This window comes from Arthrobacter sp. Z1-9 (assembly GCF_054792695.1).
Genome location: NZ_CP096456.1, coordinates 3,118,665 through 3,143,794 on the forward strand (window position 1 = coordinate 3,118,665; position 25,130 = coordinate 3,143,794).

23 protein-coding genes are annotated in these 25,130 nt (G+C 65.9%); 12 read left to right on the plus strand and 11 right to left on the minus strand.

The genetic code is table 11. The features are described 5' to 3' along the window. Positions 1–48 precede the first annotated feature (48 nt). A complete protein-coding gene (locus M1D93_RS14480; protein ID WP_461172172.1) occupies positions 49–930 on the minus strand; it encodes a sirohydrochlorin chelatase in 882 nt (293 codons plus the stop codon). 61 nt (positions 931–991) lie between these two features. On the opposite strand from M1D93_RS14480, the gene M1D93_RS14485 reads away from it, so the two are divergent. Beyond that, complete coding sequence (locus M1D93_RS14485; RefSeq protein WP_461172173.1) at positions 992–1,663, plus strand: trimeric intracellular cation channel family protein; 672 nt, start codon at positions 992–994, stop codon at positions 1,661–1,663. A 14-nt stretch (positions 1,664–1,677) separates the two neighbouring features. After that, positions 1,678–2,103, plus strand: coding sequence for an SMI1/KNR4 family protein (locus M1D93_RS14490; RefSeq protein ID WP_163161658.1), 426 nt, complete (start codon positions 1,678–1,680; stop codon positions 2,101–2,103). A gap of 109 nt (positions 2,104–2,212) precedes the next feature. Here the strand turns inward: M1D93_RS14490 and M1D93_RS14495 are convergent, their stop codons facing one another. The 4 genes from M1D93_RS14495 to M1D93_RS14510 form a co-directional block, all read right to left on the minus strand. Further along, a complete protein-coding gene (locus M1D93_RS14495) occupies positions 2,213–3,076 on the minus strand; it encodes a DUF559 domain-containing protein (protein ID WP_461172174.1) in 864 nt (287 codons plus the stop codon). A 488-nt stretch (positions 3,077–3,564) separates the two neighbouring features. Beyond that, positions 3,565–4,665: a polyprenyl synthetase family protein gene (locus M1D93_RS14500; protein ID WP_461172175.1), complete on the minus strand. Its 1,101-nt coding sequence runs from the start codon at positions 4,663–4,665 to the stop codon at positions 3,565–3,567. Beyond that, positions 4,662–5,993 (minus strand): geranylgeranyl reductase family protein, encoded by a 1,332-nt coding sequence (locus tag M1D93_RS14505; protein ID WP_461172176.1) that lies wholly within the window; start codon positions 5,991–5,993, stop codon positions 4,662–4,664. The genes M1D93_RS14500 and M1D93_RS14505 overlap by 4 nt, the downstream gene beginning before the upstream one ends. Before the next feature lie 3 nt (positions 5,994–5,996). Then, positions 5,997–6,782: a demethylmenaquinone methyltransferase gene (locus M1D93_RS14510; protein ID WP_461175026.1), complete on the minus strand. Its 786-nt coding sequence runs from the start codon at positions 6,780–6,782 to the stop codon at positions 5,997–5,999. Between the two features lie 144 nt (positions 6,783–6,926). Between M1D93_RS14510 and M1D93_RS14515 the strand changes: the two genes are divergently transcribed. From M1D93_RS14515 to M1D93_RS14540, 6 genes are all read left to right on the plus strand, one after another. Then, the gene (locus M1D93_RS14515) at positions 6,927–8,345 is read left to right on the plus strand and encodes an isochorismate synthase (protein WP_461172177.1); all 1,419 of its coding nucleotides are present in this window, start codon (positions 6,927–6,929) and stop codon (positions 8,343–8,345) included. Positions 8,346–8,524: 179 nt separating this feature from the next. Beyond that, positions 8,525–9,328: an ABC transporter substrate-binding protein gene (locus M1D93_RS14520; protein WP_461172178.1), complete on the plus strand. Its 804-nt coding sequence runs from the start codon at positions 8,525–8,527 to the stop codon at positions 9,326–9,328. Positions 9,329–9,478: 150 nt separating this feature from the next. Next, on the plus strand, positions 9,479–10,270 hold the full coding sequence (locus tag M1D93_RS14525) for an amino acid ABC transporter permease (protein WP_461172179.1): 792 nt from the start codon (positions 9,479–9,481) through the stop codon (positions 10,268–10,270). Positions 10,271–10,282: 12 nt separating this feature from the next. Beyond that, entirely contained in the window at positions 10,283–11,086 is an 804-nt protein-coding gene (locus tag M1D93_RS14530) for an amino acid ABC transporter ATP-binding protein (RefSeq protein ID WP_461172180.1), read from the plus strand. Between the two features lie 250 nt (positions 11,087–11,336). Further along, entirely contained in the window at positions 11,337–12,554 is a 1,218-nt protein-coding gene (locus tag M1D93_RS14535) for an aminotransferase class I/II-fold pyridoxal phosphate-dependent enzyme (protein ID WP_461172181.1), read from the plus strand. Next, positions 12,551–13,375 carry a VOC family protein gene (locus M1D93_RS14540; protein WP_461172182.1) on the plus strand — a complete coding sequence of 275 codons (825 nt, stop codon included), beginning with the start codon at positions 12,551–12,553 and terminating at the stop codon, positions 13,373–13,375. Before M1D93_RS14535 ends, M1D93_RS14540 begins: the two co-directional genes overlap by 4 nt. Before the next feature lie 73 nt (positions 13,376–13,448). Here the strand turns inward: M1D93_RS14540 and M1D93_RS14545 are convergent, their stop codons facing one another. Further along, positions 13,449–13,991: a YceI family protein gene (locus M1D93_RS14545; RefSeq protein ID WP_461172183.1), complete on the minus strand. Its 543-nt coding sequence runs from the start codon at positions 13,989–13,991 to the stop codon at positions 13,449–13,451. A 125-nt stretch (positions 13,992–14,116) separates the two neighbouring features. On the opposite strand from M1D93_RS14545, the gene M1D93_RS14550 reads away from it, so the two are divergent. Beyond that, positions 14,117–14,581, plus strand: coding sequence for a MarR family winged helix-turn-helix transcriptional regulator (locus M1D93_RS14550; RefSeq protein ID WP_461172184.1), 465 nt, complete (start codon positions 14,117–14,119; stop codon positions 14,579–14,581). On the opposite strand, the gene menD is transcribed toward M1D93_RS14550, so the two are convergent. The 3 genes from menD to M1D93_RS14565 form a co-directional block, all read right to left on the minus strand. Further along, positions 14,578–16,377: a 2-succinyl-5-enolpyruvyl-6-hydroxy-3-cyclohexene-1-carboxylic-acid synthase gene (gene menD, locus M1D93_RS14555; RefSeq protein WP_461172185.1), complete on the minus strand. Its 1,800-nt coding sequence runs from the start codon at positions 16,375–16,377 to the stop codon at positions 14,578–14,580. The two genes, M1D93_RS14550 and menD, sit on opposite strands and share 4 nt — an antisense overlap. Before the next feature lie 202 nt (positions 16,378–16,579). Further along, positions 16,580–18,655 carry a PhoX family protein gene (locus M1D93_RS14560; protein WP_461172186.1) on the minus strand — a complete coding sequence of 692 codons (2,076 nt, stop codon included), beginning with the start codon at positions 18,653–18,655 and terminating at the stop codon, positions 16,580–16,582. A gap of 277 nt (positions 18,656–18,932) precedes the next feature. Continuing rightward, positions 18,933–19,937, minus strand: coding sequence for an o-succinylbenzoate synthase (locus M1D93_RS14565; RefSeq protein WP_461172187.1), 1,005 nt, complete (start codon positions 19,935–19,937; stop codon positions 18,933–18,935). Between the two features lie 70 nt (positions 19,938–20,007). On the opposite strand from M1D93_RS14565, the gene M1D93_RS14570 reads away from it, so the two are divergent. From M1D93_RS14570 to M1D93_RS14580, 3 genes are all read left to right on the plus strand, one after another. Continuing rightward, on the plus strand, positions 20,008–20,364 hold the full coding sequence (locus M1D93_RS14570; RefSeq protein WP_461172188.1) for an ArsR/SmtB family transcription factor: 357 nt from the start codon (positions 20,008–20,010) through the stop codon (positions 20,362–20,364). Then, positions 20,361–20,861: an SRPBCC family protein gene (locus tag M1D93_RS14575; RefSeq protein ID WP_461172189.1), complete on the plus strand. Its 501-nt coding sequence runs from the start codon at positions 20,361–20,363 to the stop codon at positions 20,859–20,861. The genes M1D93_RS14570 and M1D93_RS14575 overlap by 4 nt, the downstream gene beginning before the upstream one ends. A gap of 77 nt (positions 20,862–20,938) precedes the next feature. Beyond that, complete coding sequence (locus M1D93_RS14580) at positions 20,939–21,844, plus strand: phosphatase PAP2 family protein (RefSeq protein ID WP_461172190.1); 906 nt, start codon at positions 20,939–20,941, stop codon at positions 21,842–21,844. A gap of 104 nt (positions 21,845–21,948) precedes the next feature. Here M1D93_RS14580 and M1D93_RS14585 read toward each other — a convergent pair whose 3' ends face one another. Both M1D93_RS14585 and M1D93_RS14590 read right to left on the minus strand, forming a co-directional pair. Continuing rightward, positions 21,949–23,313, minus strand: a complete 1,365-nt coding sequence (locus tag M1D93_RS14585; RefSeq protein ID WP_461172191.1) for a M20/M25/M40 family metallo-hydrolase — start codon at positions 23,311–23,313, stop codon at positions 21,949–21,951. A gap of 33 nt (positions 23,314–23,346) precedes the next feature. After that, a complete protein-coding gene (locus M1D93_RS14590; protein WP_461172192.1) occupies positions 23,347–25,125 on the minus strand; it encodes an N-acetylglutaminylglutamine amidotransferase in 1,779 nt (592 codons plus the stop codon). Between the last annotated feature and the right edge of the window lie 5 nt (positions 25,126–25,130).

Genomic DNA, 25,130 nt, shown 5'->3' on the forward strand with positions numbered 1-25,130 from the left:
CTGTAGGTCCCGCCCGAATAGCGTCACAAAGACCCCGGAAACGCTAAGTCACCTAGGGAAATATTTCGTCACGAAACGCCGGACGGCCTTGAAGAAGCCACCCTGCTGTGCATCCGGCGCGGCTTTTGCGGGTGCCTGCACGGGTTCGCCGGCCGGCGCCCCAGCGGGTGCCTCAGCAGGTGTTTCGGTTGCGGCTTCGTGGGCCTTGGCGACGGCGGCGTCGTACCTTTCCAGCGCGATCCCGGCGAGCACCGGGGACGGCAGCAGCGGTTCCGTCACGAGGTCGGCCCCGGCCTTGGCGAGCTGGTCGTGGAAGAAGCCGGGCGCCAGGAGGTAGGAGGCAATCACCACGCGTCCGCCGATGTCCACGGCCCCTGCGGACTCCCCCGCCCCGGCACCGCCTTCCAGTTCCTCGCGAAGCATCGCGACGGCGTCGGGCACTGACGGCTTGGCAGAGGCGCCATAGGCGGCGACCATCCGGTTGGGCCGCAGCTCCTGCAGCTGGCCCAGCAGCTCCTCAACGCTTACGGCTGCTTTGGGGTTGGACGAGCCCGCGGCGGCCAGGACAATCACGTCGCGGTCCGTCACTCCGGCTTCGCGCAGGCGCTGGTCGAGCAGCGCGGCGAGGCGGGGATCCGGTCCGAGCGGGGCCGCTGCGGCACTGCCCGGACGGCTCTTCACGGCACGGGCGATGTCCACCTTCACGTGGTAGCCGACGCTCAGGAGCAGCGGCACCACGACCGCGGACTCGCCCTGCGGCAGCCCGGCCATCACGTCCACCAGGTCCGGCTCCTGGACGTCCACGTAGGCTTCCCGGACGTCCAGGCCCGGACGGAGGGCTGCGATGGCGTCGCGCAGGGCATTGACCTCCGCGGCGCCTTGTGTGCTGGACGTCCCATGGGCGCAGGCGATCATGATGGGGCTGTTCATAGGGGCTAGCGTAACGTTGGAGCCGCCCTGTCCGCCCTCTTTGAAACCGCCGGGACGCTCCATGACATTCCCTTTTGACATCGCCCTGGTGTGGCTGGACCTGGTGGGTGTCTTCTTCTTTGCAGTCTCGGGATCCCTCCTGGCTGCCCGGAAGCAGTTCGACATTGTGGGTTCGCTCCTGCTGGCCTCCCTCGTGTCCCTGGGCGGCGGCGTCATCCGCGACATCATCCTCGGCGCGACGCCCCCTGCCGCGTTCAGCAATCCCGCGTATCTTCTCCCGCCAATGCTGGCCACCTTCCTGGTGTACTTCCTGTTTTCCAGCGTGGAGCGCTTCACGTCGCTGCTGGTTCTGTTCGACGCCGGCGGGCTGGCACTGTTCTGCATCACGGGCACGCTGAAGGCGCTGTCTTTCGGGGTGAATCCCGTGGCGGCGGTGCTGCTGGGCGTTACGACAGCGGTGGGCGGCGGGCTGTTGCGCGACATCACCGCCAACGAAGTGCCGCAGTTGTTCAACTCGCGGGACCTCTACGCCCTGCCGGCCTTCAGCGGGGCCGCCCTGACCGCGGTGCTGTGGATCACCGGATCCTTTAATGCGGCGACGGCGTGTGTGGTGGCGGCCCTCGTTTTTGCCTTCCGGGTGGTGGCCTGGCGGCGCTCCTGGTACATCCCGCTGGCCGTCAACGGGTGGCACCGTGCAGGGGTTGACAGCGGCGAATCGCGGGCCCGCGATTAGCTAGGATATGAACCATGACTGACATGTTCCTCGAGAAATTCCGTGCGCTTGTTCCGAAGTATCTCGAAGACGAATGGCAGGAAGAGGACGGGCTGTCCCCCGAGGAACTGGACAAGGCCCTGGCCGACCACCAATTCCAGATTCCCCTGGTCCTCCGCGAGTTCTACCTGGCCATCGGCGGCTGCGAGGACCTGATGGAGGCCTACCACTACTTCTGGGATCCCGACGAGCTCGAAGTCGATGACGAAGGCTTCCTCATGTTCCTCGAGGATGAAGAAGAGGAATACACCTGGGGCTTCCGTGTAGGAGACCTCAGCGTCCCGGACCCCATCGTGTACCGCCGCAACAATGCCCGCGGCCAGTGGAAGTCCGAAGAAGGCACGTTCTCGGAGTTCGTGTTCGATATGTTCGAGTGGGCCTTCGAGGACGAGGAAGGCTAGGGTTTCCTGCAGCCTGTTCTGTACGTGACCGGAATGCGTGATTTATAGGCCAAGCGCTGGGCTGGCCCCTTGCTTTTCCGCCGGCCGGCTCCTTAAACGGCACCAAAAACTACGCAAACAGGTCAGTACCTTTGGCAGGACCAGCCAGGTACCGCCCGCCTCGCCACAGTTTCAGCACTGCCTGCACCTCGGCGACCATGACCTCTGGTGTGTGGACAACATCGTCGTAGTAGTAGCGCAGGACCAAGTAGCCATCGATAATACTGCGGTTGTTACGGCGCTGGTCCCGCTTCACAGAACGTGGCTCGAAATGGGTTGATCCGTCCGTCTCCACCACAAGGCAGTCCTCCACGAGGAAGTCCACTTCGCCGACACCTGGAATGTAGACATGTCTTCGAACCCGCAGCCCGGCCCGGGCGAAGTGCTCGTTGGCCAGAACCTCAAGCAACGAGTCCGCCCTGGGAATTACCAGCTCAAGCACTGAGCGCGCTTTGCCGTTCCGGCGCCCCTGGCATTTTGCGAAGAGGAACTCCAGTGAAATGTTTCCACCCCCTACCGCGGACTGGACCATCACAAGCGCTTCAAGGTCGGGGAGGCAGTGAAGTGCGTGAAGGAGGACGTCGGCCAGCCCAACCACCGGCAGCCAGGCGTGGCGTGGATGCGTGGGGCGCCCGTGGTCTTTCAGACCAGGAGTATTGGACGGATGGCTACGGGAGACATGGATGGATACAGGCCTGTTGAGCGTCCAGAGCCCATACACCGGCGCGGCCGAGACACAGGTCAGCCTGCCCCCTGCGGCCACGGCAGTAGTGAGGACGCCGGGAGCCGGTGTCGCATAAACGCCACGCCGCGCAGGAATCAGTATGCCCAGCGCAACTGCCTGCTTGACCGCTGTCCGGGTGAGGCCCGCGCTCTTCAGCTGGCTGGCACGAGCAACTCCGCCATGCCGATTGAGGTAGTCAGTGATGTCCACCACTTCAGGGTGTCGGTGGGGGCAACGTGCTGGGAGGGGCAGCCAGGGCTATGTGGACAGGCGCGGACTCATTGTTGGGAGTTACTCGGACCGGATTGCGTGACTTTTGGCGCACCCGACTGGTCCCGGCCCCGCCACTTCGCAAGAACATTGCCGGCCGCACCTATAAGTCACGCATTCAGGTCAGGAGCAGCGAATTTCAACGCGGAAAATGTGTGACACCGTCAGTAACAAAGGACTTGCATTTTGTGACAAAACTGTCATAGACTATTTCCGGATCCGCTAAACGCCTCCGGCGGGTCTGATGCGAACGGAGAGATAGCCTCGGTTCGCGGCAACGTATGACTCGTATCGTTGCTGCGGACCGGGGCTATTCCGTTTAAGGGCTGGCCCCGGGACGGCGAAGCAGGGATTAGCGGCGCAAGGGCAGCGTTGACCGCAACAAGCCCGGCACCACCAAAGGAGCCGGGCTTCGACAGCGACAAGTGTTAGCTGGCGCGCTCCACCACGGCCAGCGCGAAGTTGGACAGCGACTCCTTGACCACACCTTCAGGCAGCGGGGCAAGTGCGGCAATGGCCTCGTTCGCCCATTCCCGCGCAACAACCCATGATTCGGCAGTCACTGGGTGCTCGCGCAGGCCCGCCACCGCCTCGGCCAGGGCTTCGTCGGAAGTCAGGTCGCCGTCGATGAGCTTAAGAAGTTCGACGGCGGAGCGGTCACCGTTCGCAGCAGCCCTGCGGAGCAGCAGCACCGGCAGGGTGGGAACCCCTTCGCGCAGGTCGGTCCCCGGAGATTTGCCGGACTTAACCTTGATGCCGGTGACGTCGATGACGTCGTCGGCAAGCTGGAATGCCACGCCCACTTTTTCGCCGTACTCCACCAGGACCGACTCGTAGGCCGGATCGGCTCCGGCGAAAATCGCTCCAAGCTGGCCGGATGCCGCCACCAGGGAGCCGGTCTTGTCCGCAATGACCGAAAGGTAGTGCTCCACGGGATCTTCGTCCGGACGCGGCCCCACGGTTTCGTGCAGCTGGCCCAGGCACAACCGCTCGAAGGTACGGGCCTGGATTCCCAATGCCCGCGAGCCAAGTTCCGAGACCAAAATGGAGGCCCGGGCAAAGATCAGGTCACCGGTGAGGACCGCCACCGAGTTGCCCCACACTTCGTGGGCCGTGGGTGCACCGCGGCGGAACGGAGCGGAGTCCATAACGTCGTCGTGGTACAGGGTGGCGAGGTGGGTCAGTTCCACCACGACGGCGGCCTGCACCACGGCCGGAAGGGATGCGTCACCGAGGTGTGCGCAGAGGAGCGTCAGCAACGGCCGGATACGCTTGCCGCCGGCTTCCACAAGGTGGCGCGACGTTGCGTCCGCGAGCGGATCCGAGTTGGCAATGGCCTCGCGGAGCTTCTTCTCCACCCGGGCCAGGTTGTTGGTGATGGCCGGCCCCAGTTCAGCATCCCCGGCGATGGCGGCGAAACCGGCAGGCAGCTGCAAACCCGTTGCAATGGCAGTGGTGTTGAGGCTGGGTTCGGAGTCCGGCAGGCCGTGTCCGGCGTGCGTCCAGCTGTGGTCTGCGGGGTTGTTCACTGGTTAACCCTAACTTTTTGTTGCGGATACCGCTGATTCGAAACCGACTGGGTATTGGATGTGGCCGGAACCAGCGACTCCAGGACACGGATCACCCGGTCCTCAAAGCCCTTCGCCGAGGGGTCCGTGAGGTTGGCCAGGAGCGTGACCACGAACCGCATCAGCACCGGGATGGGCATGCCGGTGCGCAGCGCGAGTTTCATGACCGCAGGCTTGCCGATCAGCGCGGCGAAGGCCCGCCCCAGCGTGAAGTGGGATCCCCACTGCTCCCGCACATAGTCCGCGTATCTCGAGACGTGCGCGTCGGCGTCGTAGGTTCCGCTGGAGGACACCGAGCGCGAGGAGGCGTCGATAATGAACTCGGCAGCGAAGCGTGCGGACTCCATGGCGTAGGAGATGCCCTCGCCGTTGAACGGGGAGACCATTCCGCCGGCGTCGCCCAGCAGGAGCAGACCGGGCGAGTAGTGCGGGGTGCGGTTGAAGCCCATGGGCAGGGCAGCGCCACGGATTTCGCCCACCTGGTTTTCCGGCGTGAAGCCCCAGTCTGCGGGCATGCCTGCGGTCCACTCGCGGAGGACCTGCTTGTAGTCGAGCTTGCCGAATTCCTTGGAGGAGTTCAGGATGCCGAGGCCCACATTGGACGTGCCGTCGCCGACGCCGAACACCCAGCCGTAGCCGGGCAGCAGCTTGCCGTCGCGGCCGGGAAGCTCCAGCCAGCCTTCCATCCAGTCGTCGTCGGTGCGCGGCGAGGTGAAGTAGGTGCGGACCGCCACGCCAAGGGGGCGGTCGTCGCGCTTTTGGATGCCGAGGGACACGGCTGTGCGGGTGGAGTTTCCGTCGGCGGCGAGTACGACGTCGGCACTGAACGTGCGCGTCTCCCCCGTCTTGCGTCCGGACTCGTCAAGGACGGCGGCCAGGACGCCGGTGACCCGGCCGTCGTCGTTCCGAAGGGCTTCCGTGACGCTGTGCCGTTCGAGGATTTCGGCGCCGGCAGAATGGGCGTGGCGTGCCAGTTCCTCGTCGAAGCCCAAGCGGGTGCGGATGAGACCGTACTGCGGAAAGTCGGAAACCTCCGGCCAGGGCAGTTCGATGGTCCGCCCGCCCGCGATCAGGCGCAGGCCCTTGTTGCGGCGCCAGCCGTCTCCCTCAGGATGCGGCAGGCCGAGCCTCTGGATTTCGCGGACAGCGCGGGGCGTGAGGCCGTCGCCGCAAACCTTTTCGCGCGGAAAGCTCGTCTTCTCCAGCACCGTGACGTCGATGCCGGCCTTGGCCAGGTAGTACGCAGCGGTGGAGCCGGCCGGCCCCGCGCCGACTATCAGTACCTTCACAGGTCAGCGGGTGATGTTGCGGCGCAGCTTGGCCACCGGGCCTTTGCGCGCAGCGATCGCGGCAGCTGCTCCATCCGGGCCACCAGCCGTTGACTCCGGAGCTTTGAACGCGCGATGCACCGCCACAATGCCACCCGAGAGGTTGCGGTAGGTGACGTTGTCCCAGCCCGTATCCTGCAGCCACGCTGCCAGGTGGTCCTGGTCCGGCCAGGCACGGATGGACTCGGCCAGGTAAACGTAGGCGTCCGGGTTGGAGGCGGCCTTGACGGCGATGGCTGGCAGGGCGCGCATGAGGTATTCGGTGTACATGGTGCGCCACAGCGGAACCACGGGCTGCGAGAACTCGGCGATGACCAGGCGGCCGCCGGGCTTGGTGACGCGGAGCATCTCCTGCAGCGCCTTCTTGGGCTCATTAACGTTGCGCAGCCCAAAGGAAATGGTGGTCCCGTCGAAGGTGTTGTCGGCGAACGGCAGGTTGGTGGCGTCCCCGGCGATGAAGTCGATGTCAGGGCGGCGGCGCTTGCCTACCTTGAGCATTCCGAGGGAGAAGTCGCAGGCCACCACATCTATGCCTGCATCGGCATACGGCTCGCTGGACGTGCCCGTTCCGGCAGCAAGATCCAGCACGCGCTGGCCCTTGGCGGTTTCCATCGCGTCCACCACGACCTTGCGCCAGCGGCGCGTCTGCCCCAGGGACAGGACATCGTTGACGACGTCGTATTTGGGGGCGACGTCGTCAAACATCGTGGCTACTTCGTCCGGACGCTTATCCAAGGATGCTCGGTTCACCATGTCATTGTCTCAAATGTTCAGGAGGGTCCGGACCAGGCCCCGGTCCAGCACTCCCCCGGCGGTCCTGCGGAGCTGCCGGAGGAACTCCCTGGCGTCCTTCTACGCTGCCCCTGCAGTAGAAAGCAGTACTGTGGAGCAATCATGACCAGCACCTTCCGCACCTTGACAATCCCCCTTGATGGCCAAAAATTCGGCGGGGGGCTGCCGTCGTTTCTGGTCCGCGACGATGTCCTCTGCTGGACGCGCCGGGAGGCCGGACTGGTGGGCTTCGGCGAGATCGCCCGCTTCACCGCCACCGGCCCGGAACGCTTCCTGGAGGCCGACATCTGGTGGCGCCACCTGGTCCTCGAAGCCGACATCGCGGACTCCGTGGAACTCCCCGGCACCGGCCCGGTGGCATTTGGTTCTTTCGCCTTCTCCAAGACTTCAGCCCACGAGTCGCGCCTGATTGTGCCCGAGATCGTGGTGGGCGTCCGCGACGGCCGGGTCTGGCTGACCCAGCTGACGTTCGACGACGGCCAGCTCACCGAGGCGGGCGCCCTCGCCGCGTTGGACCGCTGGCTGGGTAGTGCTTCCGCCGGTGGAACCACGACGGCGGGAAGCACTGCGGCGGAAAGCTCGACGGCGGCAGCGGACTATGCCGGGGACGGCACCCCTGCTACAGCGCATGGCAAGGCGGGCGGCGCCGTCGTACGCCCCTTGCCTCTTGCGGCCGGCGCAACCCTGCACACGGGCTCGCTGAGCGAGCAGGACTGGATGGCCGCCGTTGCCGCGGGCGTGGCGGAAATCAGGACGGGCGCGCTGGAGAAGCTGGTGCTGGCACGCGATGTCGTGGCCACTGTCCCCTCGGGCGTGAACGCTGCGCAGGTGCTGCGCGAGCTCGCCAGCCGGTACCGGGAATGCTGGACCTACGGAGTGGACGGGCTGGTGGGTGCCACGCCGGAGATGCTGATCCAGGTGGAGGGGCGGACGGCACAGGCACGCGTGCTGGCAGGCACTTTGGACCGCCGCGATGCGCACGGCGAGGACGGCCTTCCCATGGATTACGCCACGCGTGTGCTGGCGGGATCGGAGAAGCAGCGGCACGAGCACGAAATCGCGATCCAGTCGCTGACCTCCCAGCTGGCGCCGTTCTCCGAGGCGATGAACGCCCACGACGAACCTTTCATCCTGGAGCTGCCAAATGTCTGGCACCTGGCGTCGGATGTTAAGGCCGAGCTGGCCGAGGTGGAGGGGCACGTTCCCACCTGCCTGGCGCTGATCAATGCCCTGCACCCCACCGCGGCAGTCTGCGGAACCCCCACCCAGGTGGCCGGGGCGCTGATCCGCAAGCTGGAGCACCTGGACCGCGGGCCGTACGCCGGGCCGGTGGGGTGGCTGGACGCCGCCGGAAACGGAGAATGGGGCATCGCCTTGCGGGGTGCCGTCATCGAGTCCCGCGACACGGTCCGGCTATATGCCGGCTGCGGAATAGTCGACGGCTCGCTGCCAGAGGCAGAGCTCGCCGAAACGTGGGCGAAGTTCCGGCCGATGCTGGAGTCGCTCGGAATCAGCAGCTAAGACACATTCCGGCAACAAGTCCGGAATACAAGACACCGCCGCTTCCCCTAGGCTTGAAAACAGCTGTAACTTAGTTATCCAATAGTGAATCTAAGTTTCCTGTGATGCACATCTCGTAATCGGCGCTACACTATGAACCGATTTAGTACCGCATACTCCTGCAACAAAAGGTAAGAAACATGCAGCTCACGTCCCTGGCCACGGCCAAAATCACCGCCAAGGCAGCAGCACTGTTCGCCGTCGGCGCCCTCACCCTCACGGCCTGCGGCGGCGGAAGCTCCACTCCGGCAGCTTCCGAAGGCGGCATCCAGCTCATCAACGCCGGCAAGCTCACTGTGTGCTCTGACATCCCCTACGAGCCTTTCGAATTCGAGAAGGACGGCCAGACGGTCGGCTTCGACGTCGACATCGCCAAGGAGCTCGCCAAGGACTTCGGTGCCGAACTGAGCATCGTGGACAGCTCCTTCGAGGCCATCGAGACCGGCACCGCGCTCACCCAGTGCGACCTCGGCATCTCCTCCATCTCCATCACGGACACCCGCAAGTCCGTCATGGACTTCTCCACCCCGTACCTGGATGACGACCTGGCCCTGGTAGCCAGCGAGGAGTCCGGCATCAACGGCCTGGCCGATGCCAAGGGCAAGAAGGTGGGCGTCCAGCAGGCCACCACCGGCGCGGACTACGCGCAGGAGCAGGGCATCGACGCCCAGCAGTTCGAGGACACCGGCCTCCTGGTGCAGGCCCTTGAGGCCGGCACCATCGACGCAGCCCTGGGCAACCAGTCCGTCCTGGGCTACGCAATCAAGGACCAGCCCAAGTTCAAGAGCGTTGAGGAATTCGCCACCGGCGAGCAGCTGGGCATCTCCATCAAGAAGGGCAACAGCGCCATGGCTGAGAAGGTCAACGGCACGCTCAAGCGCCTGACCGACGACGGCTCCCTCGAGAAGTTCAAGACCACCTGGTTCGGCGAAACCGCCAAGTAGCCAAAGACCGCCAAGTAGTCGCCGTGCAGGCCTGAGGCTCCCCCGCCTCAATTCGGTCACGGCCCTGAGAACTACGCAGCCGGGGCCCCGGACGAGCTGTACCGCAGTCCGTCCGGGGCCTCTGCCGCGCACAACGAATGTGAGCAACCCATGGCAATGACCGCACGTCAGCGAGCCAGAGTAAGCCTGTATGTCCAGGCCGGAATCTTTGTTGTGGCCATCGCCGCGCTGATCCTGGCCACCGACTGGGAGACCATCGGCAACAGCGTCTTCAACTTCGCCAAGATCGGTCCCATGTTCCCCGGCATCTTTGTGACCGGCTTGGTGAACACCCTGATCTACACTTTCCTCGGCTTTATCGTGGGCCTCTCCGGCGGTCTGCTGCTGGCCCTGATGAAGCTTTCCAGCTTCCCGCTGTACCGCTGGATCGCCACCGGGTACATCGAATTTTTCCGCGGCATCCCTGCCCTGCTGGTCTTCATCGCCTTCGGCTACGGCGTCCCGCTGGCATTCGGCGTTTCCTGGAACATCACCGTGATCGTGATGGTTTCCCTCGGCATGGTGGCCTCGGCCTACATCGCCGAAACCCTCCGCGCAGGCCTGCAGGCCGTACCAAAGGGCCAGCTCGAAGCAGCCCGCTCCCTGGGCATGCCGCAGTGGCGCGCCATGGTTACCATCGTCATCCCGCAGGCGTTCAAGATCGTCCTGCCGCCCCTGACCAACGAGGTCATCCTGCTGACCAAGGACTCCTCGCTGATCTACGTCCTGGGCCTCACCGCCTCCCAGTACGAGCTCACCAAGTTTGGCCGCGACGGCATCTCCAGCCTCGGCGCAGGCCTGACCCCGCTCCTGGTGGCCGGTGCCTTCTACCTCGTGATCACCATCCCCCTGAGCTTCCTGGCCCGGAAGTTCGAAAGCCGCACCGCGCGGTCAAACCGATAGGCAGCGAAGACCATGAACGACGTCGTAAACAACTCCCGCGGTGGCACGGCAACCGTCCATGCCGCCGGCGTGGAGATCAAGGACCTGCGAAAGTCCTACGGATCCAATGAGGTGCTGAAAGGCATCAGCCTGGACGTGGCCCCCGGCGAAGTGGTGTGCCTGATCGGGCCGTCCGGCTCCGGCAAGTCCACCCTGCTGCGCTGCGTGAACCTGCTTGAGCAGCCCAACCAGGGCAGCATCCACGTGGGCGGCTTTGAGGCGACCGATCCCGATGTGGACATCGACAAGATGCGCCGCAAGGTGGGCATGGTGTTCCAGCAGTTCAACCTGTTCCCGCACCTGGACGCCAAGCGCAACTGCTCCATCGCCCAGACGAAGGTCCTCAAGAGGTCCCAGGCCGAGGCGGACAAGGTGTCCATGCACAACCTGGAGCGCGTGGGACTCGGACACCTTTCGGACCGTTTCCCCGACCAGCTCTCCGGCGGCCAGCAGCAGCGTGTGGCCATTGCCCGCGCGCTGAGCATGGACCCGGAACTGATGCTCTTCGATGAGCCCACCTCGGCGCTGGACCCCGAGACCGTGGGTGACGTCCTCTCCGTTATGCGGAACCTCGCCAAGGAGGGCATGACCATGCTGGTGGTGACCCACGAGATGGGCTTCGCCCGCGAAGTGGCCGACCGCGTGGTGTTTATGGACGGCGGCGTTGTAGTGGAGGAAGGCGTGGCCGAGCAGGTCATTTCCGCCCCCACCCAGGCACGCACCAAGGAGTTCCTGCGCCGCGTGCTCGATCCGACGCACATCGATATCGAGGAGTAACCCTCCTCCCGTATCGACACACAGATTCCCTGGCGCCGCGGACGCAGCGCCAGGGAATTTTTGCGTCAGGGGTAGCTTGCGCGTTCGCCACTTATGGGAAGGCGTACGACGGCGGCACGCGCCTCTTGCGCGTGCATTTACTTCCGCGGTGCCGCGGCACACAATAGGTCCCACTACAGCCCTGGCTCAGCAGCGTGCTGCCCATCTGACGTGCCGGCCCGCCCGGGCCGGCCAATAGAGGAGCGCCGGCATGACAGATCCGACAACCCCGTCCTCCGCGATATCTGGCCGCGCTGCGCGGCTGGCATCCATCCCCTCTTTCCAGCGCGTTGACACCTTCTTCACGGCGGCCAGCCTGCGCCGGAAGGGCCAGTCGGAGATCTGTGATTTTACTTTCGGCAACCCGCACCAGATGCCGCCCGACCGGTACGTCAATACGTTGCGGGATGCCCTTACGCCGCAGCACGACCAGTGGTTCGCGTACCAGACCAACGGCGAGGCTGCCCGGGAGGCTGCCGCGGAATCCCTTCAGCGGCTGCTGGATGTGCCGTTCCGGACGGAGGACATCTATCTGACCACCGGAGGTTTTGCCGCCATCGCCCTGGCTTTGAAGACGGTCAGCGATCCGGGTGATGAAGTCATTTTCAGCCTGCCGCCGTGGTTCCTGTACGAGCCGCTGATCCTTGAAGCAGGTCTCGTCCCGGTGAAGGTGAAGGTCAGCACGGCAACGTTCGACCTGGACCTGGACGCGATCGAGTCTGCCATCACGGTGCGCACCAGGGTTGTGATCATCAATTCGCCCAACAATCCCACCGGGCGGATCTATCCTCCCGAACTGCTGCTCCGGCTGGCGGAAATGCTGGAGGCGGCCTCGGTGAGGATCGGCAGGCGGATCTACCTGGTCTCGGACGAGGCCTACAACCGGATTGTGTTCGATGGCCACCGCTTCCACAGTCCCGTGGAGTTCTATGCGCACACGCTGCTGGCCTATTCCTACGGCAAAACCCACCTCTCGCCGGGGCAGCGGGTGGGCTATCTCGCGCTGCCGCCCACTATGCCGCACCGGGAGGAGATGCGCCCCGCCATCACCGGCCTGCAGGTGGCGATGGGCTGGGTGTACCCGAACGCCCTGCTGCAGCACGCGCTTCCGGAACTGGAGAAGTTCACCATCGACGTGGGCCAGTTGCAGCGCCGCCGGGACCGGCTCGTTGATGCGCTGGGCGGCATGGGTTATCGCGTCCATCGGCCGGAGGGCACGTTCTACCTTTTTGCCACCTCCCCCATTCCGGACGACGAGGCGTTCACCGAGTCGCTCGTCCGCCGGGATGTCTTCGTTTTCCCGGGCGTACTGTTCGAGACACCGGGCTTCTTTCGGATCTCCCTTACGGCCAACGAGGACATGATCGAGCGCAGCCTGCCTGCATTCGAGGCTGCAATGAAAGAAAGCATGGACAGGAGCGGGACATGAGCGAACGGACCTATCCCCACGGTGTCCTGTGCTGGATCGACACGGAGCAGCCGGACGTAGACGCGGCTGCTGAGTTCTACGGCGGACTCTTTGGCTGGACCTTCGAGGATGTAATGCCGCCCGGCGAGCCGGGCAGGTATCTGATAGCGAAGCTGGACGGCCGCGATGCCGCCGGGATAGCCAGCGGCGAGGAGGGAACGGCGTGGAACACCTACATCGCCGTCGATGACGCCGACGCCGCAGTCCGGCGGCTGGTGACCGCCGGCGCCAAGGTGCTGGCCCCGCCGGCAGACGCGGGAGAAGGCGGCCGCGGAGCGTTGCTGACCGATCCGGAAGGGGTCGATTTCCGCATCTGGCAGCCGAAGCGGCGACTGGGGGCGCAGGCGGTCAATCAGCCGGGGGCCTGGAATTTCAGCGACCTGCATACGGCTGACCCCAGCGGGGGTATTGCGTTCTACGAGAACGCGTTCGGCTGGCAGGTGGACGACGTCGGCTTCGGGCTGATGGTTCGCCGGCCGGGTTATGGCGACCACCTTGAGGCGACCATCTACCCGGACATCAGGACCCTGCACGCGGAAATCGCCGCCCCACCCGGGTTCGATGACGCGATCGCCTGGGTCGTAGCAACTGCCGCCGGCGAACCGCCGCGCTGGCACGTGACGTTCGCCGTTGCCGACCGGGACCAGGCTGTTGCTGACGCTATCCGGCTGGGGGCCGAAATCCTTCGGCAGTACGACACCGGGTGGACGCGGGAGGCATTGATCCGGGACCCGCAGGGAGCAACGTTCAGCGCCAGCCAGTTCACGCCGCCGACGGGCTGAGTGGCGCCCCGGCAACTGCAACAGCACCGGAAAGCCTGCGGCTAAAGGGCACAGCTTGGTTGTTTGGCAGGGCTTATGTTCCAGCGCGTACTGCAACGATCTGGAAGGTCAGGTCGAAGTAGCGGCCCACCAAGCCCCTCGAACCTGTGATGCCGAACGAACAACGGTCCAAGTGGGTTGTTCGCGCCGTCACGTGAACCTGGCCAGGAATTGGGGTTTCCCAGGACAGAACCGTGACCTCCACGGTTGCTTCCACTCCGTGCATGGCCACAATCCCGGCAAGAATTAGGGCACCTCCGTCCTGGCGAGTTTGCGTGGAAGAGAACGCGATGCGGGGAAAGGCGGCCACATCGAGGAGGCCCCGGCCTTTCACGTCGCGGTCGCGGCGCTCATTTGCGGAGTTGAAACTGGCCGGGTCGATGGTGGCATTGGCTCTGCTCTCCGCCAATGTCGACGAGACAGTCAGCAGTCCAGAGGAGATGGTGAAGTCGGCGCGAACCCTTCCGAGGCCGAACATGTGCCGGCAGGCGTAGGTGAGGCTTGAGCGGTTGGGGTCGATCCAGTAAGTGCCGGCTTCCGGCAGCGTTGGGACTTGTGTGACTGATTGCGTGGTCATGGGATGTTCCTTAGGGCTTGGCCAGCTTCCCCCGGCGCCGGCCAGTTGCTGATGTGTCAGCAACTTTGCTCCTGTTATGCTGACATGTCAACAACTATTTGATTTCTCCAGGGATGGGATGCATCTTGGCCGAGTATCACCGCCTTACCCGGGACGAAGAGGAAGTGTGGTTCGCCTACATCCTTTTCAGCCGGCAACTGGCAGCCGGGATGGAGAGGCAGCTGGCTGGCAGCGGCGTATCAGGCGCTGACTACCAGATGCTCGCTCCCCTTGCCGAAGCCGGCGCCGCCGGAATGCGCGCCCGGGACCTTGGACACAGTGCCGGCTGGGACCGCAGCCGGCTTGCCCATCAGCTGCGGCGGATGGAGGAACGCGGCCTCGTCACCCGGGAGCAGGCGCCCGATGATGCCCGCGGGGTGGTCATCCATCTGACTGCAGCCGGGCGGGCGGCGCTGCGCACGGCGTCACCGGGGCACCTGGAGTGGGTCCGGGAGAACTTCCTGGACCTGTTGACGCCTGCGGAACGGAAGACGCTGGTTAAAGTCTCCGAGCGGGTTATGGCGAAACTCGAGCCGGAGTCCGGCTCCTAGCGCGCAAGCACTCCCCCGACTGCGGCGGCGACGGCCTCTTTGATCCGGCCGTGCAGGGCGCGCAGTCCGTGCCGGTCCGTTCGGACTTCCACGATGCTGCGGCCTTCGATCGGTTGCGCGAGCGCCTCGGCGAGTGCCGCCGTCGTACTTACCGAGCAGTGCCCGACGCCGTACGCTGCAGCAAGTGCCGCGATGTCCACTGTATGGGGGGTGCCGAAGAGGCGCTCGACGGCGTCGCCGTACGTCCCCGCCTCGCGCACCGCACCGTGCTCCAGGAGATCGAAGATGGCCCCGCCGGCGTCGTTGAGCACCACGATCCGCAGCTGCGGCTGCTCCTCGCCTGTGCCGAGAAGGAGCCCGCCGGCGTCGTGCAGGAAGGTGACGTCGCCCAGCAGGACGGTGGTTTCCTGCCGCCCGCCGAGCGCAATGCCGGTGGCAGTGGAAATGGTGCCGTCGATCCCGGCAAGGCCGCGGTTGGCATAAACGGTGGCGGCCGGTTCAGGGGCCGGCAGGCCGGCCAGGTCCACGTCGCGGATTCCGTTGGAGGAGCCAAGCAGCAACTGGCCCTTGGCGTGTTCCCACACCAGCGACCCGACGGCCGGACCCGTGGCGGGCGCTTCCTCAGCCAAGATACGGTCCAGCGCGTGCTGGGCCGCCGATCCAGCGAGCAGCCAGGTGTCCAGCCACGTGGACGGCCCGCGACCGGCGAAATCTGCCAGGTCCGCAAGGCTTTCCAGGGGCAGCTCAGTGCGCCGGCCGGGCTCGTACCAGGCCACCGGGACCGGCTGATAAAGAGCTGCCTGGACGTCGGCCCGGGCCAGCAGGGCTGCGACCGGCCGGGACAGCGTGGGCCGCCCGAACAGCACCACGCGCTCAATTGGCATTGCTGCCCCGGCTCCGAAGTGCTCCAGCAGCAGACGGTACGGCCCCACCGCGTTTGGCCCGAAACGGGCATTGGAGGACGGCTCCGCCAGCAACGGCAGGCCGTGGGCGCGGGCGAAGGCCTCGGCGACCGGGCCGGCGTCGTGCCCGGCAAGCACCACGGTGCGCCGTTCGGGCAGGTCCTCTGATGCGGGCGGCAGGTTCATCACGAGCGGGTCGCTGGCCAGCCGGTACCGGGGCCGTTCTGCCGCCGTTGGCAACTTCGCGCCTGCCTCCGGAACCAGCGGATCGCGAAAGGCCAGATTAAGCTGCACGGGACCGGGGGGCAGATCGGGGAACGCGCCGGTGGCCGCCGAAAGCCCCGTCCGGATGGCGCGTTCGGGGTCGGTGCCGGCGGGGATGTCGACGGCGAAGCGCACCTGGTCTCCGAAGATGTCGGGCTGGATGGTGGTCTGGTTGGCGCCGGTGCCGCGCAGCTCGTCTGGCCGGTCAGCGGAGAGGACGACCAGCGGGACGGCCGCGTGGTTGGCCTCCATCACCGCCGGCAGCAGGTTCCCGACGGCGGTCCCGGACGTCGTGAGGACGGCGGCCGGGGAGCCGGTGGACAGGGCCAGGCCCAGCGCGGTGAAGCCGGCGGAACGCTCATCGATGCGGACCAGCAGCTCCACCCTCCCCTCAGCCGACGCTTCAGCCAGCGCGTAGGCAATGGGAGCAGAACGGGAACCGGGCGATACCACCACATGCTGCACACCGCCGTCGACCAGGACCCCAACGGCGATCCGCGCGGCTGCCACAGCGCTCAACCCAGGGGCGGCACCGGAAGACCCTGCGGGGAATGTGCCCGCTTGCGGGGAGCCGAAGGGGGAAGCGTCTGGGTGGAAGGCGTCGGGGGTGGAATCGTTCTGCGAAGTCACCAAACCAGTCTGCCACCCCCGACGCTCTCTCACTCCCCGCACGAAACCCCAAACGCCCCATAACCTCCTGCACGAACTCGCCGACGCTCTATCACTTGATGCGCCTTAAGCCGGAACGCTCTATCACTCTCCTGAAGAGAGTGATAGAGCGTTCTGGATTTTCCCGCGTTAAGTGAGAGAGCGTCGCAGGGCGGGAGGGGGCTTAGGCGTCCGTGCGGAACACCTGGATCACGGACGGACGCGGCGCACGCGCCTGGCCGCGAGTCGGCGTCGTGCCTGCCGCTACGTAGTCCGGGAAGAAGGAAACCTGCGCGTCGAACGATCCGTCCTCGCCCGGGTGCTGCACGGCAACAAACACGGTGCGCTCCTCGTCGTGGATGATCGGGCCGCAGGTTTCGCCGTCACGCGGGACGGCAAGGAACTGCTCCACCTTGCCCCGCTCCGCGCCGTCCAGGGTGACCTTGAACAGGCCATCCGCCCGGCCGATGCCGGAGGGGGCGCCGTCGGTGGAAATCCAGAGGTTGCCAACGGAGTCGAACGCGAGGTTGTCCGGGCAGGAGATGGGCGAGACCTTGTCAACCGGGAAGCCGGAGAAGTAGGTGACGTCGCCCTGAGCCGGATCGCCGCACACCATCAGCAGGTTCCAGCTGAACGTGGTGGAGGTCTGGTCCCCCGTTTCGGTGATCTCCACGATGTGGCCGTCGCGGTTCTGGTTGCGGGGGTTGACCTCCGTGGCCCCTTCGTTGGACCCAACACCGCGGTTGGAGTTGTTGGTGCATGCCACGTAGACCTTGCCGGTGTGCAGGCTCGGCTCCACGTCCTCGCAACGGTCCATTTTGGTGGGGCCAACCTTGTCGGCGGCCAGGCGGGTGTACACCAACACTTCCTCAACGGACATCCCGGGAACTGCGGACTTGCCATCAACCACCAGCGGGAGCCACTCGCCGATGCCGTCGAAGGCGCCGTCGGCGGGAACAGCACCGGTTCCGGTGATGTCCGCGGCCGGTGAGTTGCCCGTGAACCGGGCCACGTAGAGGCTGCCGGCGGACAGCAGGGTCATGTTGTGCTTGCGGTCGCCTTCGCGGTACTTGTCCTTGGAGACGAACTTGTAGAGGTAGTCGAAGCGCTCGTCGTCGCCGGAGTAGGCCACGACATGTCCGGACTTGGCGATGATGACGTTGGCGCCCTCGTGCTTGAAACGGCCCAGCATGGAGTGCTTCTTTGGGGTGGAGTCGGGGTCGAAGGGGTCGACTTCCACGATCCAGCCGAATCGGTTGGCCTCGTTCTCGTAGCCAGGCTTCCGGGTGTCCCAGCGGTCCTCGTCCAGTTCCCACTGGCGGGCGGTGGGCTTGGACGTGATGCCGTAGCGCTTATCGCCGGCAGAGGTGCCCTTGCCAACGAAGTAGCCCTGGAAGTTTTCCTCGCCGGACAGGATGGTGCCCCACGGGGTGGTGCCGCCGGCGCAGTTGCCCAGCGTGCCCTTGATGAAGCGGCCGGCGGGGTCCTCAGCGGTCTTGAGCAGCGATGAGCCCGCCGCAGGCCCTGTTAGCTCGTAGACAGTGTTGTTCAGGAAGCGGCGGTTCAACTCCGCACCCTTGACGTAGGTCCACGGCTTGTTTTTGTTCTTGCGCTCCAGCTCCACCACGGAGAGTCCGTGTGCGGCTGCCCCCACAGCACGCATCTGGTCAGCGGGCATGGTGGCCGGGAACATGATGTTCTCGTTCGTGTACTCGTGGTTGGAGAAGAGAACCGCGCGGCGGCCCTTGCTGCCCGGGATCTCCAGGATGTCCGTGTAGTCGTTGTTGTAGCCGAACTGCTTCTCCTGCGCGGCGGCCGTCTGGTTGTTCAGGTCGAACTCCGGCGCATCGTTGAAGATGGGATCGCCCCAACGGATGACCGGCTGCCAGGTAAAACCTTCGGGGACGGTGACGGCGTCCACGGCGGCATCAATCGACGGGATGGCCGTGAACTGGAGCTTGGACTTGCCGAAGCCTTCCTTCACGGCCTTGGATAGGCCCGCGGCGCTGGCGGATTCAGGCGAAGTGACGGCACTGCCGAGGACGACGGCGAGCGCACCGGCGGCGCCGAAGCCCAGGGCGGCGCGGCGGGACATGGTGGCGGAGGCGATGTCGCGGAAGTAGCTGTTGGAGCTGGTGTTGCAGACATCGCCGGCGCAGGCGTTGTCGCACTTCAGCGCGCAGGTGACGGCACTGCGCTTGCCCTTGGTATGGCCGAGCATCGGCAGCAGGGTGAACTTGCGGGCAGTCGTTTCAGACATGGGGGCCTTCCAGGGTGTTTCTATGAGGTCCCGCCCACCCTGTCAGCCGGTTTCTACGGGCAGCAGTCACCAAGGTGAAGTTCCGGTGAACCGCTTGTGACCTGCAGGAATGTGCGTCCGCCCAAGAGCCCCGGAAGGTGATGGAGCATCCGCCAGAAAGGCCCGGAAGGTGATCGAGCGCCGCCGAAAAGGCCCGGAAGGTGATCGAGCGTCCGCCGAAAAGGCCCGGAAGGTGATGGAGCGTCCGAAAAAAGGGCCCATCAAGTGAGAGAGCGTCTCAGGTGGCGAGGAGGGCGTGGACGCGGGAGAGCCGGGCCAGCCACCAGTCCCGCCGTTCGGGGGAAGCCGCATACTGCTCAAGCAGTCCGGCGTCGGCGGCCACATCGCGGAGGCGAATGGCGCCGTCGTCGGCCACCAGCGGATCCGTGGTGATGTCCGATTCGAACAGGGACACTGTTCCCAGCCCGCAGGCATACGGCAGTTCCGGAAGCGCCGCCGCCAGGGCCAGGCCGGCGCGGATCCCCACCGAGGTGTCCAGCGCTGAGCTCACGACGGCGGGAAGCCCGGCCTGCGCCACGATGTCCAGGGCGCGCCGCACTCCCCCGAGCGGCGCCACCTTGACCACGATGAGGTCGGCCGCGCCGGCACGCGCCACGCGCAGGGGGTCCGATTCCTTGCGGACACTCTCGTCCGCCGCGATCAGCACAGGTGTTCCGGCAGCCCGCAAGGCACGCCGCACCTCGGACAGCCCGTCAATTGTGGGCACCGGCTGCTCTGCGTACTCGAGCTTAAACTCGGCCAGCCGCGTGAGGGCCTCAACGGCGGACGGCACATCCCAGCCTCCGTTGGCGTCCACGCGGACGGCCGCTTCCGGCAGGGCGGAGCGGACGGCGGCGAGGCGGGCGGCGTCGTCGTCGAGCGTCTGGCCGCGCTCGGCAACCTTGACCTTCACGGCGTCCACCCTGCCAAAGCGCGCCAAAATCTCCGGGACCCGGTCGGCGGCCACAGCGGGAACGGTCGCGTTGACGGGAATTTCCGAACGCAGCGGCGCGGGGAAGCCGGACCAGGCGGCCTCGATTGCGGCGGCCAGCCACCGGGAGGCCTCGGCGTCGCCATACTCGGGGAACGGGCAGAACTCACCCCATCCGGCCGGTCCCTCCAGCAGCAGGGACTCGCGCTCCATGATGCCGCGGAACTTCACGCGCATGGGCAGGCTCACCACGTGCGCGCCGGCCAGCAGTTCGCCAAGGTCAGGCATTCTCACGGTCGGCGGCACAGTCATGGACCCCACTGTACAAGTGGAGGGCGGGGATCCCTTCCAATGCATATCCATATGGATATATGATGAGCGCATGGCACGGGCAGCGACCACCACCGACACCTTCAATGCGGTAGCCGAACCCCGACGCCGGGAAATCCTGGACGCCCTCACGCAGGGCGAGCGCCCGGTGAACGAGCTGGTGGAACTTCTTGGCCTGGCCCAGCCGCAGGTCTCGCGGCACTTGCGTGTGCTGCGGGAGGTAGGGGCAGTGGACGTGCGGGATGAGGGCCGGCAGCGGCTGTACCGGCTCAACCCGCTGGCGCTGAAACCCATCCACGAATGGGTCTCCGGCTACCGGCACCTCTGGGACGAGCGCTTCGAACTGCTGGAAGACGTGCTCGCCGACCTCAAACAGGAAGACACGCAAGGCAAAGGATCAGGGCAATGACACAGACAAGCACCATGGACGTGACCTTTCCCAGCGACCGGGAAATCCTCATCACCCGGACCGTCAACGCGCCCCGGCACCTCGTGTACAGGGCCTGGACCACACCCGAGCTGGTCAGGAAGTGGTGGGCCGGGCGCCGGGGCGAGGTGACCGTGGCGGAGATGGACTTCCGGGTAGGCGGGGCCTGGCGCTACGTGATGGTGGCGCACGGTGAATTCGAGGTGGCGTTCCACGGGATGTACCGCGAGATCCTGCCCAACGAACGGATTGTGCACACGGAAATCATGGAGACTCCGGATGCGGCCCCGGACAGCGAGGAAGGGGCCGTGCTGAACACCGTCACCTTCAGCGATGCCGACGGCGGGGCCACCTTGGTCAGTATCCGCACGGACGCGGGCAGCAAGGAACTGCGGGACATGATTGCCGGGTCCGGCATGGAAGGCGGCGTGCGCGAGCAGTTCGAACTTCTCGAGGAACTCGCCCGGAACCTGAGTTAACTGCCACGGGGCCCAGCCCGCCCGGGGGCGCCGGCACATGCGGCGGGATCCCAGCTTTCTGTGACAACCTTGAAGCGATGACTTCTCAACGGCAGGCACAGATCAGGACCCCAGCACGCCCCGCTCCCGGGTCGGGCTTCCTGTTCGTGCTCGCCACCCTGGCCTGCGTTGCAGGGCTGATGGCCACGTACTACTACTTCGTCCAGACCACCACGGGTCAGTTCATCGACGAGTCCGCGCTGGTCGAAGCCGTCGATATCCACGGGCCGGCAGGCAAGGCCAGCACCAGGTTCCTGGACCTGCTGCCCACCATCTCCCTGGTGATGGCCGCCGTCGTGGTGCTCTTTGTCACGGTGATCCGGAAGCGCTGGACGGAAGCCGGCATCGCCGTGGCTGCGTGCATAGGCGCGAATATTGCCACCCAGGTCCTGAAGGACGTGCTGCCCGCCCGGCCGGACAAGGGCGTGGTGACGCTTGAGCTGAACTCGCTGCCGTCCGGGCACACCACCCTGGCGGCGTCGGCGGCGGCTGCGGTGTTCCTGATGGCCTCGCCGCGCTGGCGCCCGATGGCGGGTTTTGTCGGCGGCACGTTCGCCATTGCCTCCGGGGTCTCCACTCTGATCAACCAGTGGCACCGGCCGGCGGACGTGGTGGCGGCGTTCCTGCTGGTGGGCGCGTTTATGATTCCCGCGGGCTGGCTCGTCATCCGCCGCGGGGCATGGAACGCGTGGGACGGCTTCGGCGGGCATATCGGCTCGGCCCGGATCTGGCTGACACTGCCGGTGCTGATCGGCCTGGCGTCTGCCGCGGTGGCGATGTATTCGCTGGCCCGCATCGCGCCGAGCCCCTGGCAGGAAGCCAGCACCACCAACTATTTCTGGGCCGGGATCTCGCTGATCGTGATCGCCGGATACCTGGCCACTATTGCCACCACCGCCCTGTTCGCCTTTGCCGCACGACGCCGGGACTCACCCAGGCGCTGACGTCGCCTCCTCCCCCGGGCCCCCAACGAGGTAGCGCTAAGTGTCGTTTTGAGGCGTCAAAACGACAATTAGCGCTACTTAGTTGGGTGGGGGAAGCAGGAAGGTTAGTCCGGGGCGTTAAGGCGGGCAATCAACAGAGCCTCGGCGAGGATGGCGTTCTCGAAGTCGCCGAGGTGGATCGACTCGTTGGCCCCGTGGGCGCGGGAGTCCGGATCCTCCGCCCCGGTGATGAGCACTTCCGCCCGCGGATACAGCTTGGCCAGGATGTTGACGGCTGGAATGGACCCGCCCACGCCCATGCAGACCGCCGGCACTCCCCACGTGTCCTCCATCGCCGAGAGCATGGTCCGGGCAGCGGGTGAGGCGGCGTCACCGGCAAAGCCCTCGGTCCGGCCGGCGGGCGCAAACGTCACCTCGGCGCCAAAGGGCGTATGCGCCTCAACGTGGCGGCGGACGGCGTCCATGGCCGCGGCGGTATCGCTCTCGGGGGCGAGGCTGAGGCTGAACTTTGCCCGCGCCACCGGCTGCAGCGTGTCCGAGGACAGGGCCACCGGCGGCACGTCCATCCCGATAACCGCCAGCGCCGGCTTGGTCCACAGCCGCGACGTCAGTGAGCCGGTGCCAGCGAGAGGAACCCGTGGCCGGACGCCGGAATCCGCCCGGAATTCCTCTTCGTCCATCAGGGGCCCGGGCGTCTCCGAGGCCGCTAGCCCCTCCACCGCCACGCTGCCGTCGTCGTGGTGCAGCGTGGCAATCAGCCGCGAGAGCACGGTGACGGCGTCCAGCAAAGGACCCCCGTAGGTGCCCGAGTGCAGGGCGTGGTCCAGTACCCGCACTTCAATGGTGCCCAGGATCAGCCCGCGAAGGCTGGTGGTCAGGGCCGGGACGCCCACTTTCCAGTTTCCGGAGTCGGCAACCACCAGGACGTCGGCGCTGAGCAGGTCGCCGTGCTGCTGAAGCAGCAGCGGCAGGCTGGGCGAACCGGCCTCCTCCTCGCCGTCGATGAATATGGTGACGCCGAGCTCCAGATCGTCCCCGAGGACCCGCAGCGCGTTGCGGAAGGCAGCCAGGTGAAGCAGGACCCCGGCCTTGTTGTCGGCCACTCCCCTGCCCCACAGCCGGCCGTCCCGCTCCACCGCTTCGAACGGCGGGCTCTCCCACAGGGTAATGTCCCCGGCGGGCTGGACGTCATAATGCGCATACAGCAGGAGCGTGGGCTTGCCGTTCCGGGCAGGCCTGCGTCCCACCACCGCCGGCGCCCCCGGTGCGCCGTCCGGCCGCGCCGCCTGCAGGATGTTGACGTCGGCGATCCCGGCTTCCTGGAGCAGGGCCGCCACCTGCCGGGCTGCCTTATCCAGCTCGGACGGGTCGAAGGACTCCCAGGCCATGGCAGGAATGCGCACCAGGTCCGAGAGTTGCCCGACGGCGGAGGTAAAGTCCGCGGCGACGGCCTGGCGGAGCTCTGGCAACAGGAATGTGGACGTGTCCGGCAGGCTCAATGATCAGCCCACCCCGTGATGCTGGAGCCACATCTCCAGCAGCGCCAACTGCCAGAGGACGTTGCTGTTCACGGCTGTCCTTTGCGTGTTGGGGTGGGCCAGGAGTCCTTCGATGTAGGCCGGCTGGAAGAGCCCGCGCTGCTTGGCCTCCGGTGCATGGAGGGCCTCACGCACGATCGAAATGAAGGGTTCCTCCAGGTGCCGGAGGGCAGGGACCGGGAAGTATCCCTTGGGCCGGTCCACCACGGCCTTGGGCAGCATCTGCCGGCCCAGGTCCTTCAGGATTCCCTTTCCACCCTGCGATGCCTTCAGCTCCGGCGGGCAGGATGCGGCCAGTTCCACCAGCTCGTGGTCCAGGAACGGTACACGGGCCTCGATGCCCCAGGCCATGCTCATGTTGTCCAGCCGCTTGACGGGATCGTCCACCATCAGCAGGTGGGTATCCAGCCGGAGCACCGCGTCCAGGGCCGTGTCCGCGCCGGGGGCGGCCAGGTTGGCGGCCAGGACCCGGCGGCTCACATCGGTGGCGCAGTACCACTCGGGTTCCAAAATGTTCAGGAGTTCCTTATGGCTGTGGTCCACAAAACTTGAGGTGAATGTTGACAAGGCTTCCGAACGGCCAACAGAAGCAAGCGGCTGGTGGTACCCGTACCCGCCAAAGACTTCATCAGCACCTTGGCCGCACTGCACCACCTTCAGATGCTCGGTGACAGTCCGGGAGAGCAGGTGGAACGCCGTCACGTCGTGGCTGGCCATCGGTTCGGACATCGCCCCCACGGCCCCGTCGATGGATGGGGCGAACTCAGCGGTGCTGATGTGCAGTTGCTCATGCCGCGTACCGAACTCCCGCGCAACGAGGTCCGAGTAGGCGAACTCGTTTCCGGAGTCCCCGCCGGCGCCGTCGAAACCGATGCTGAACGTGGACAGCCCGTGTTGGCCCTCCTCCGCAAGCAGGGCAACCAGGAGGCTGGAGTCCAGGCCCCCGGAAAGAAGGACGCCTACCGGCACGTCGGCCACCATCCGGCGTCGTACTGCCGTTTGGAGGGACTCCCGGACGGCGTCCTGCCAGTCCGCCGGCGACCAGTCCGCATGCTCAGCACGGCGGGTGTAGTCAGGTTTCCAGTACTCGCGGTCGTGCCAGGTTCCATCCGCCCGGATGGTCCGGATGGTTGCGGCCGGCAGCTTCTGGATGCCGCGCAGGATGGTCCGCGGCGCCGGGACGATCGAGTGCCAGCTCAGGTAGTGGTGCAGCGCCGTCTCGTCAATGGACGTATCCATCCCGCCCGAAGCCACCAGGGCCGGCAGGCTGGACGCGAAGCGGAGCCTTCCCGGGAGCTGCGAGACGTACACCGGTTTGATGCCCAGCCGGTCCCTGACCAACAGGACTTCCTGCCGCTGCGGATCATAAAGAGCCACCGCGAACATCCCCACCAGGTGGTGGACAAAGTCGTCGCCCCATTTCCGGTAGGCCTTCAGGATTACCTCGGTGTCGCTGTTGGACCGGAAGGTAAACTCCGGCTCCAGTTCGCGGCGCAGTTCCTGGTAGTTGTAGATGCAGCCGTTGAACGTGATGACCAGGCCGCCGTCGTCCAGCATTGGCTGCGCACCTGCCTCGGAAAGGTCAATGATGCTGAGGCGCTGATGCCCCAGTGCCACCCAGCCCGACTCCCAGGTCCCCCGCCCGTCGGGCCCCCGCGATGTCATGGCCCCCATCATCGTCAGAACCGACTCCTGCGAGGCCTTTCTCCCGTTGAACGCGATTTCGCCGGCTATTCCGCACATGGTGC

What these genes read in the sequence shown, in the direction of transcription:
- M1D93_RS14480 (WP_461172172.1), bottom strand. Translation starts at nt 930, where the DNA reads ATGAACAGCCCCATCATGATCGCCTGCGCCCATGGGACGTCCAGCACA.
- M1D93_RS14485 (WP_461172173.1), top strand. Translation starts at nt 992, where the DNA reads ATGACATTCCCTTTTGACATCGCCCTGGTGTGGCTGGACCTGGTGGGT.
- M1D93_RS14490 (WP_163161658.1), top strand. Translation starts at nt 1,678, where the DNA reads ATGACTGACATGTTCCTCGAGAAATTCCGTGCGCTTGTTCCGAAGTAT.
- M1D93_RS14515 (WP_461172177.1), top strand. Translation starts at nt 6,927, where the DNA reads ATGACCAGCACCTTCCGCACCTTGACAATCCCCCTTGATGGCCAAAAA.
- M1D93_RS14520 (WP_461172178.1), top strand. Translation starts at nt 8,525, where the DNA reads ATGCAGCTCACGTCCCTGGCCACGGCCAAAATCACCGCCAAGGCAGCA.
- M1D93_RS14525 (WP_461172179.1), top strand. Translation starts at nt 9,479, where the DNA reads ATGGCAATGACCGCACGTCAGCGAGCCAGAGTAAGCCTGTATGTCCAG.
- M1D93_RS14530 (WP_461172180.1), top strand. Translation starts at nt 10,283, where the DNA reads ATGAACGACGTCGTAAACAACTCCCGCGGTGGCACGGCAACCGTCCAT.
- M1D93_RS14535 (WP_461172181.1), top strand. Translation starts at nt 11,337, where the DNA reads ATGACAGATCCGACAACCCCGTCCTCCGCGATATCTGGCCGCGCTGCG.
- M1D93_RS14540 (WP_461172182.1), top strand. Translation starts at nt 12,551, where the DNA reads ATGAGCGAACGGACCTATCCCCACGGTGTCCTGTGCTGGATCGACACG.
- M1D93_RS14545 (WP_461172183.1), bottom strand. Translation starts at nt 13,991, where the DNA reads ATGACCACGCAATCAGTCACACAAGTCCCAACGCTGCCGGAAGCCGGC.
- M1D93_RS14560 (WP_461172186.1), bottom strand. Translation starts at nt 18,655, where the DNA reads ATGTCTGAAACGACTGCCCGCAAGTTCACCCTGCTGCCGATGCTCGGC.
- M1D93_RS14565 (WP_461172187.1), bottom strand. Translation starts at nt 19,937, where the DNA reads ATGACTGTGCCGCCGACCGTGAGAATGCCTGACCTTGGCGAACTGCTG.
- M1D93_RS14570 (WP_461172188.1), top strand. Translation starts at nt 20,008, where the DNA reads ATGGCACGGGCAGCGACCACCACCGACACCTTCAATGCGGTAGCCGAA.
- M1D93_RS14575 (WP_461172189.1), top strand. Translation starts at nt 20,361, where the DNA reads ATGACACAGACAAGCACCATGGACGTGACCTTTCCCAGCGACCGGGAA.
- M1D93_RS14580 (WP_461172190.1), top strand. Translation starts at nt 20,939, where the DNA reads ATGACTTCTCAACGGCAGGCACAGATCAGGACCCCAGCACGCCCCGCT.
- M1D93_RS14590 (WP_461172192.1), bottom strand. Translation starts at nt 25,125, where the DNA reads ATGTGCGGAATAGCCGGCGAAATCGCGTTCAACGGGAGAAAGGCCTCG.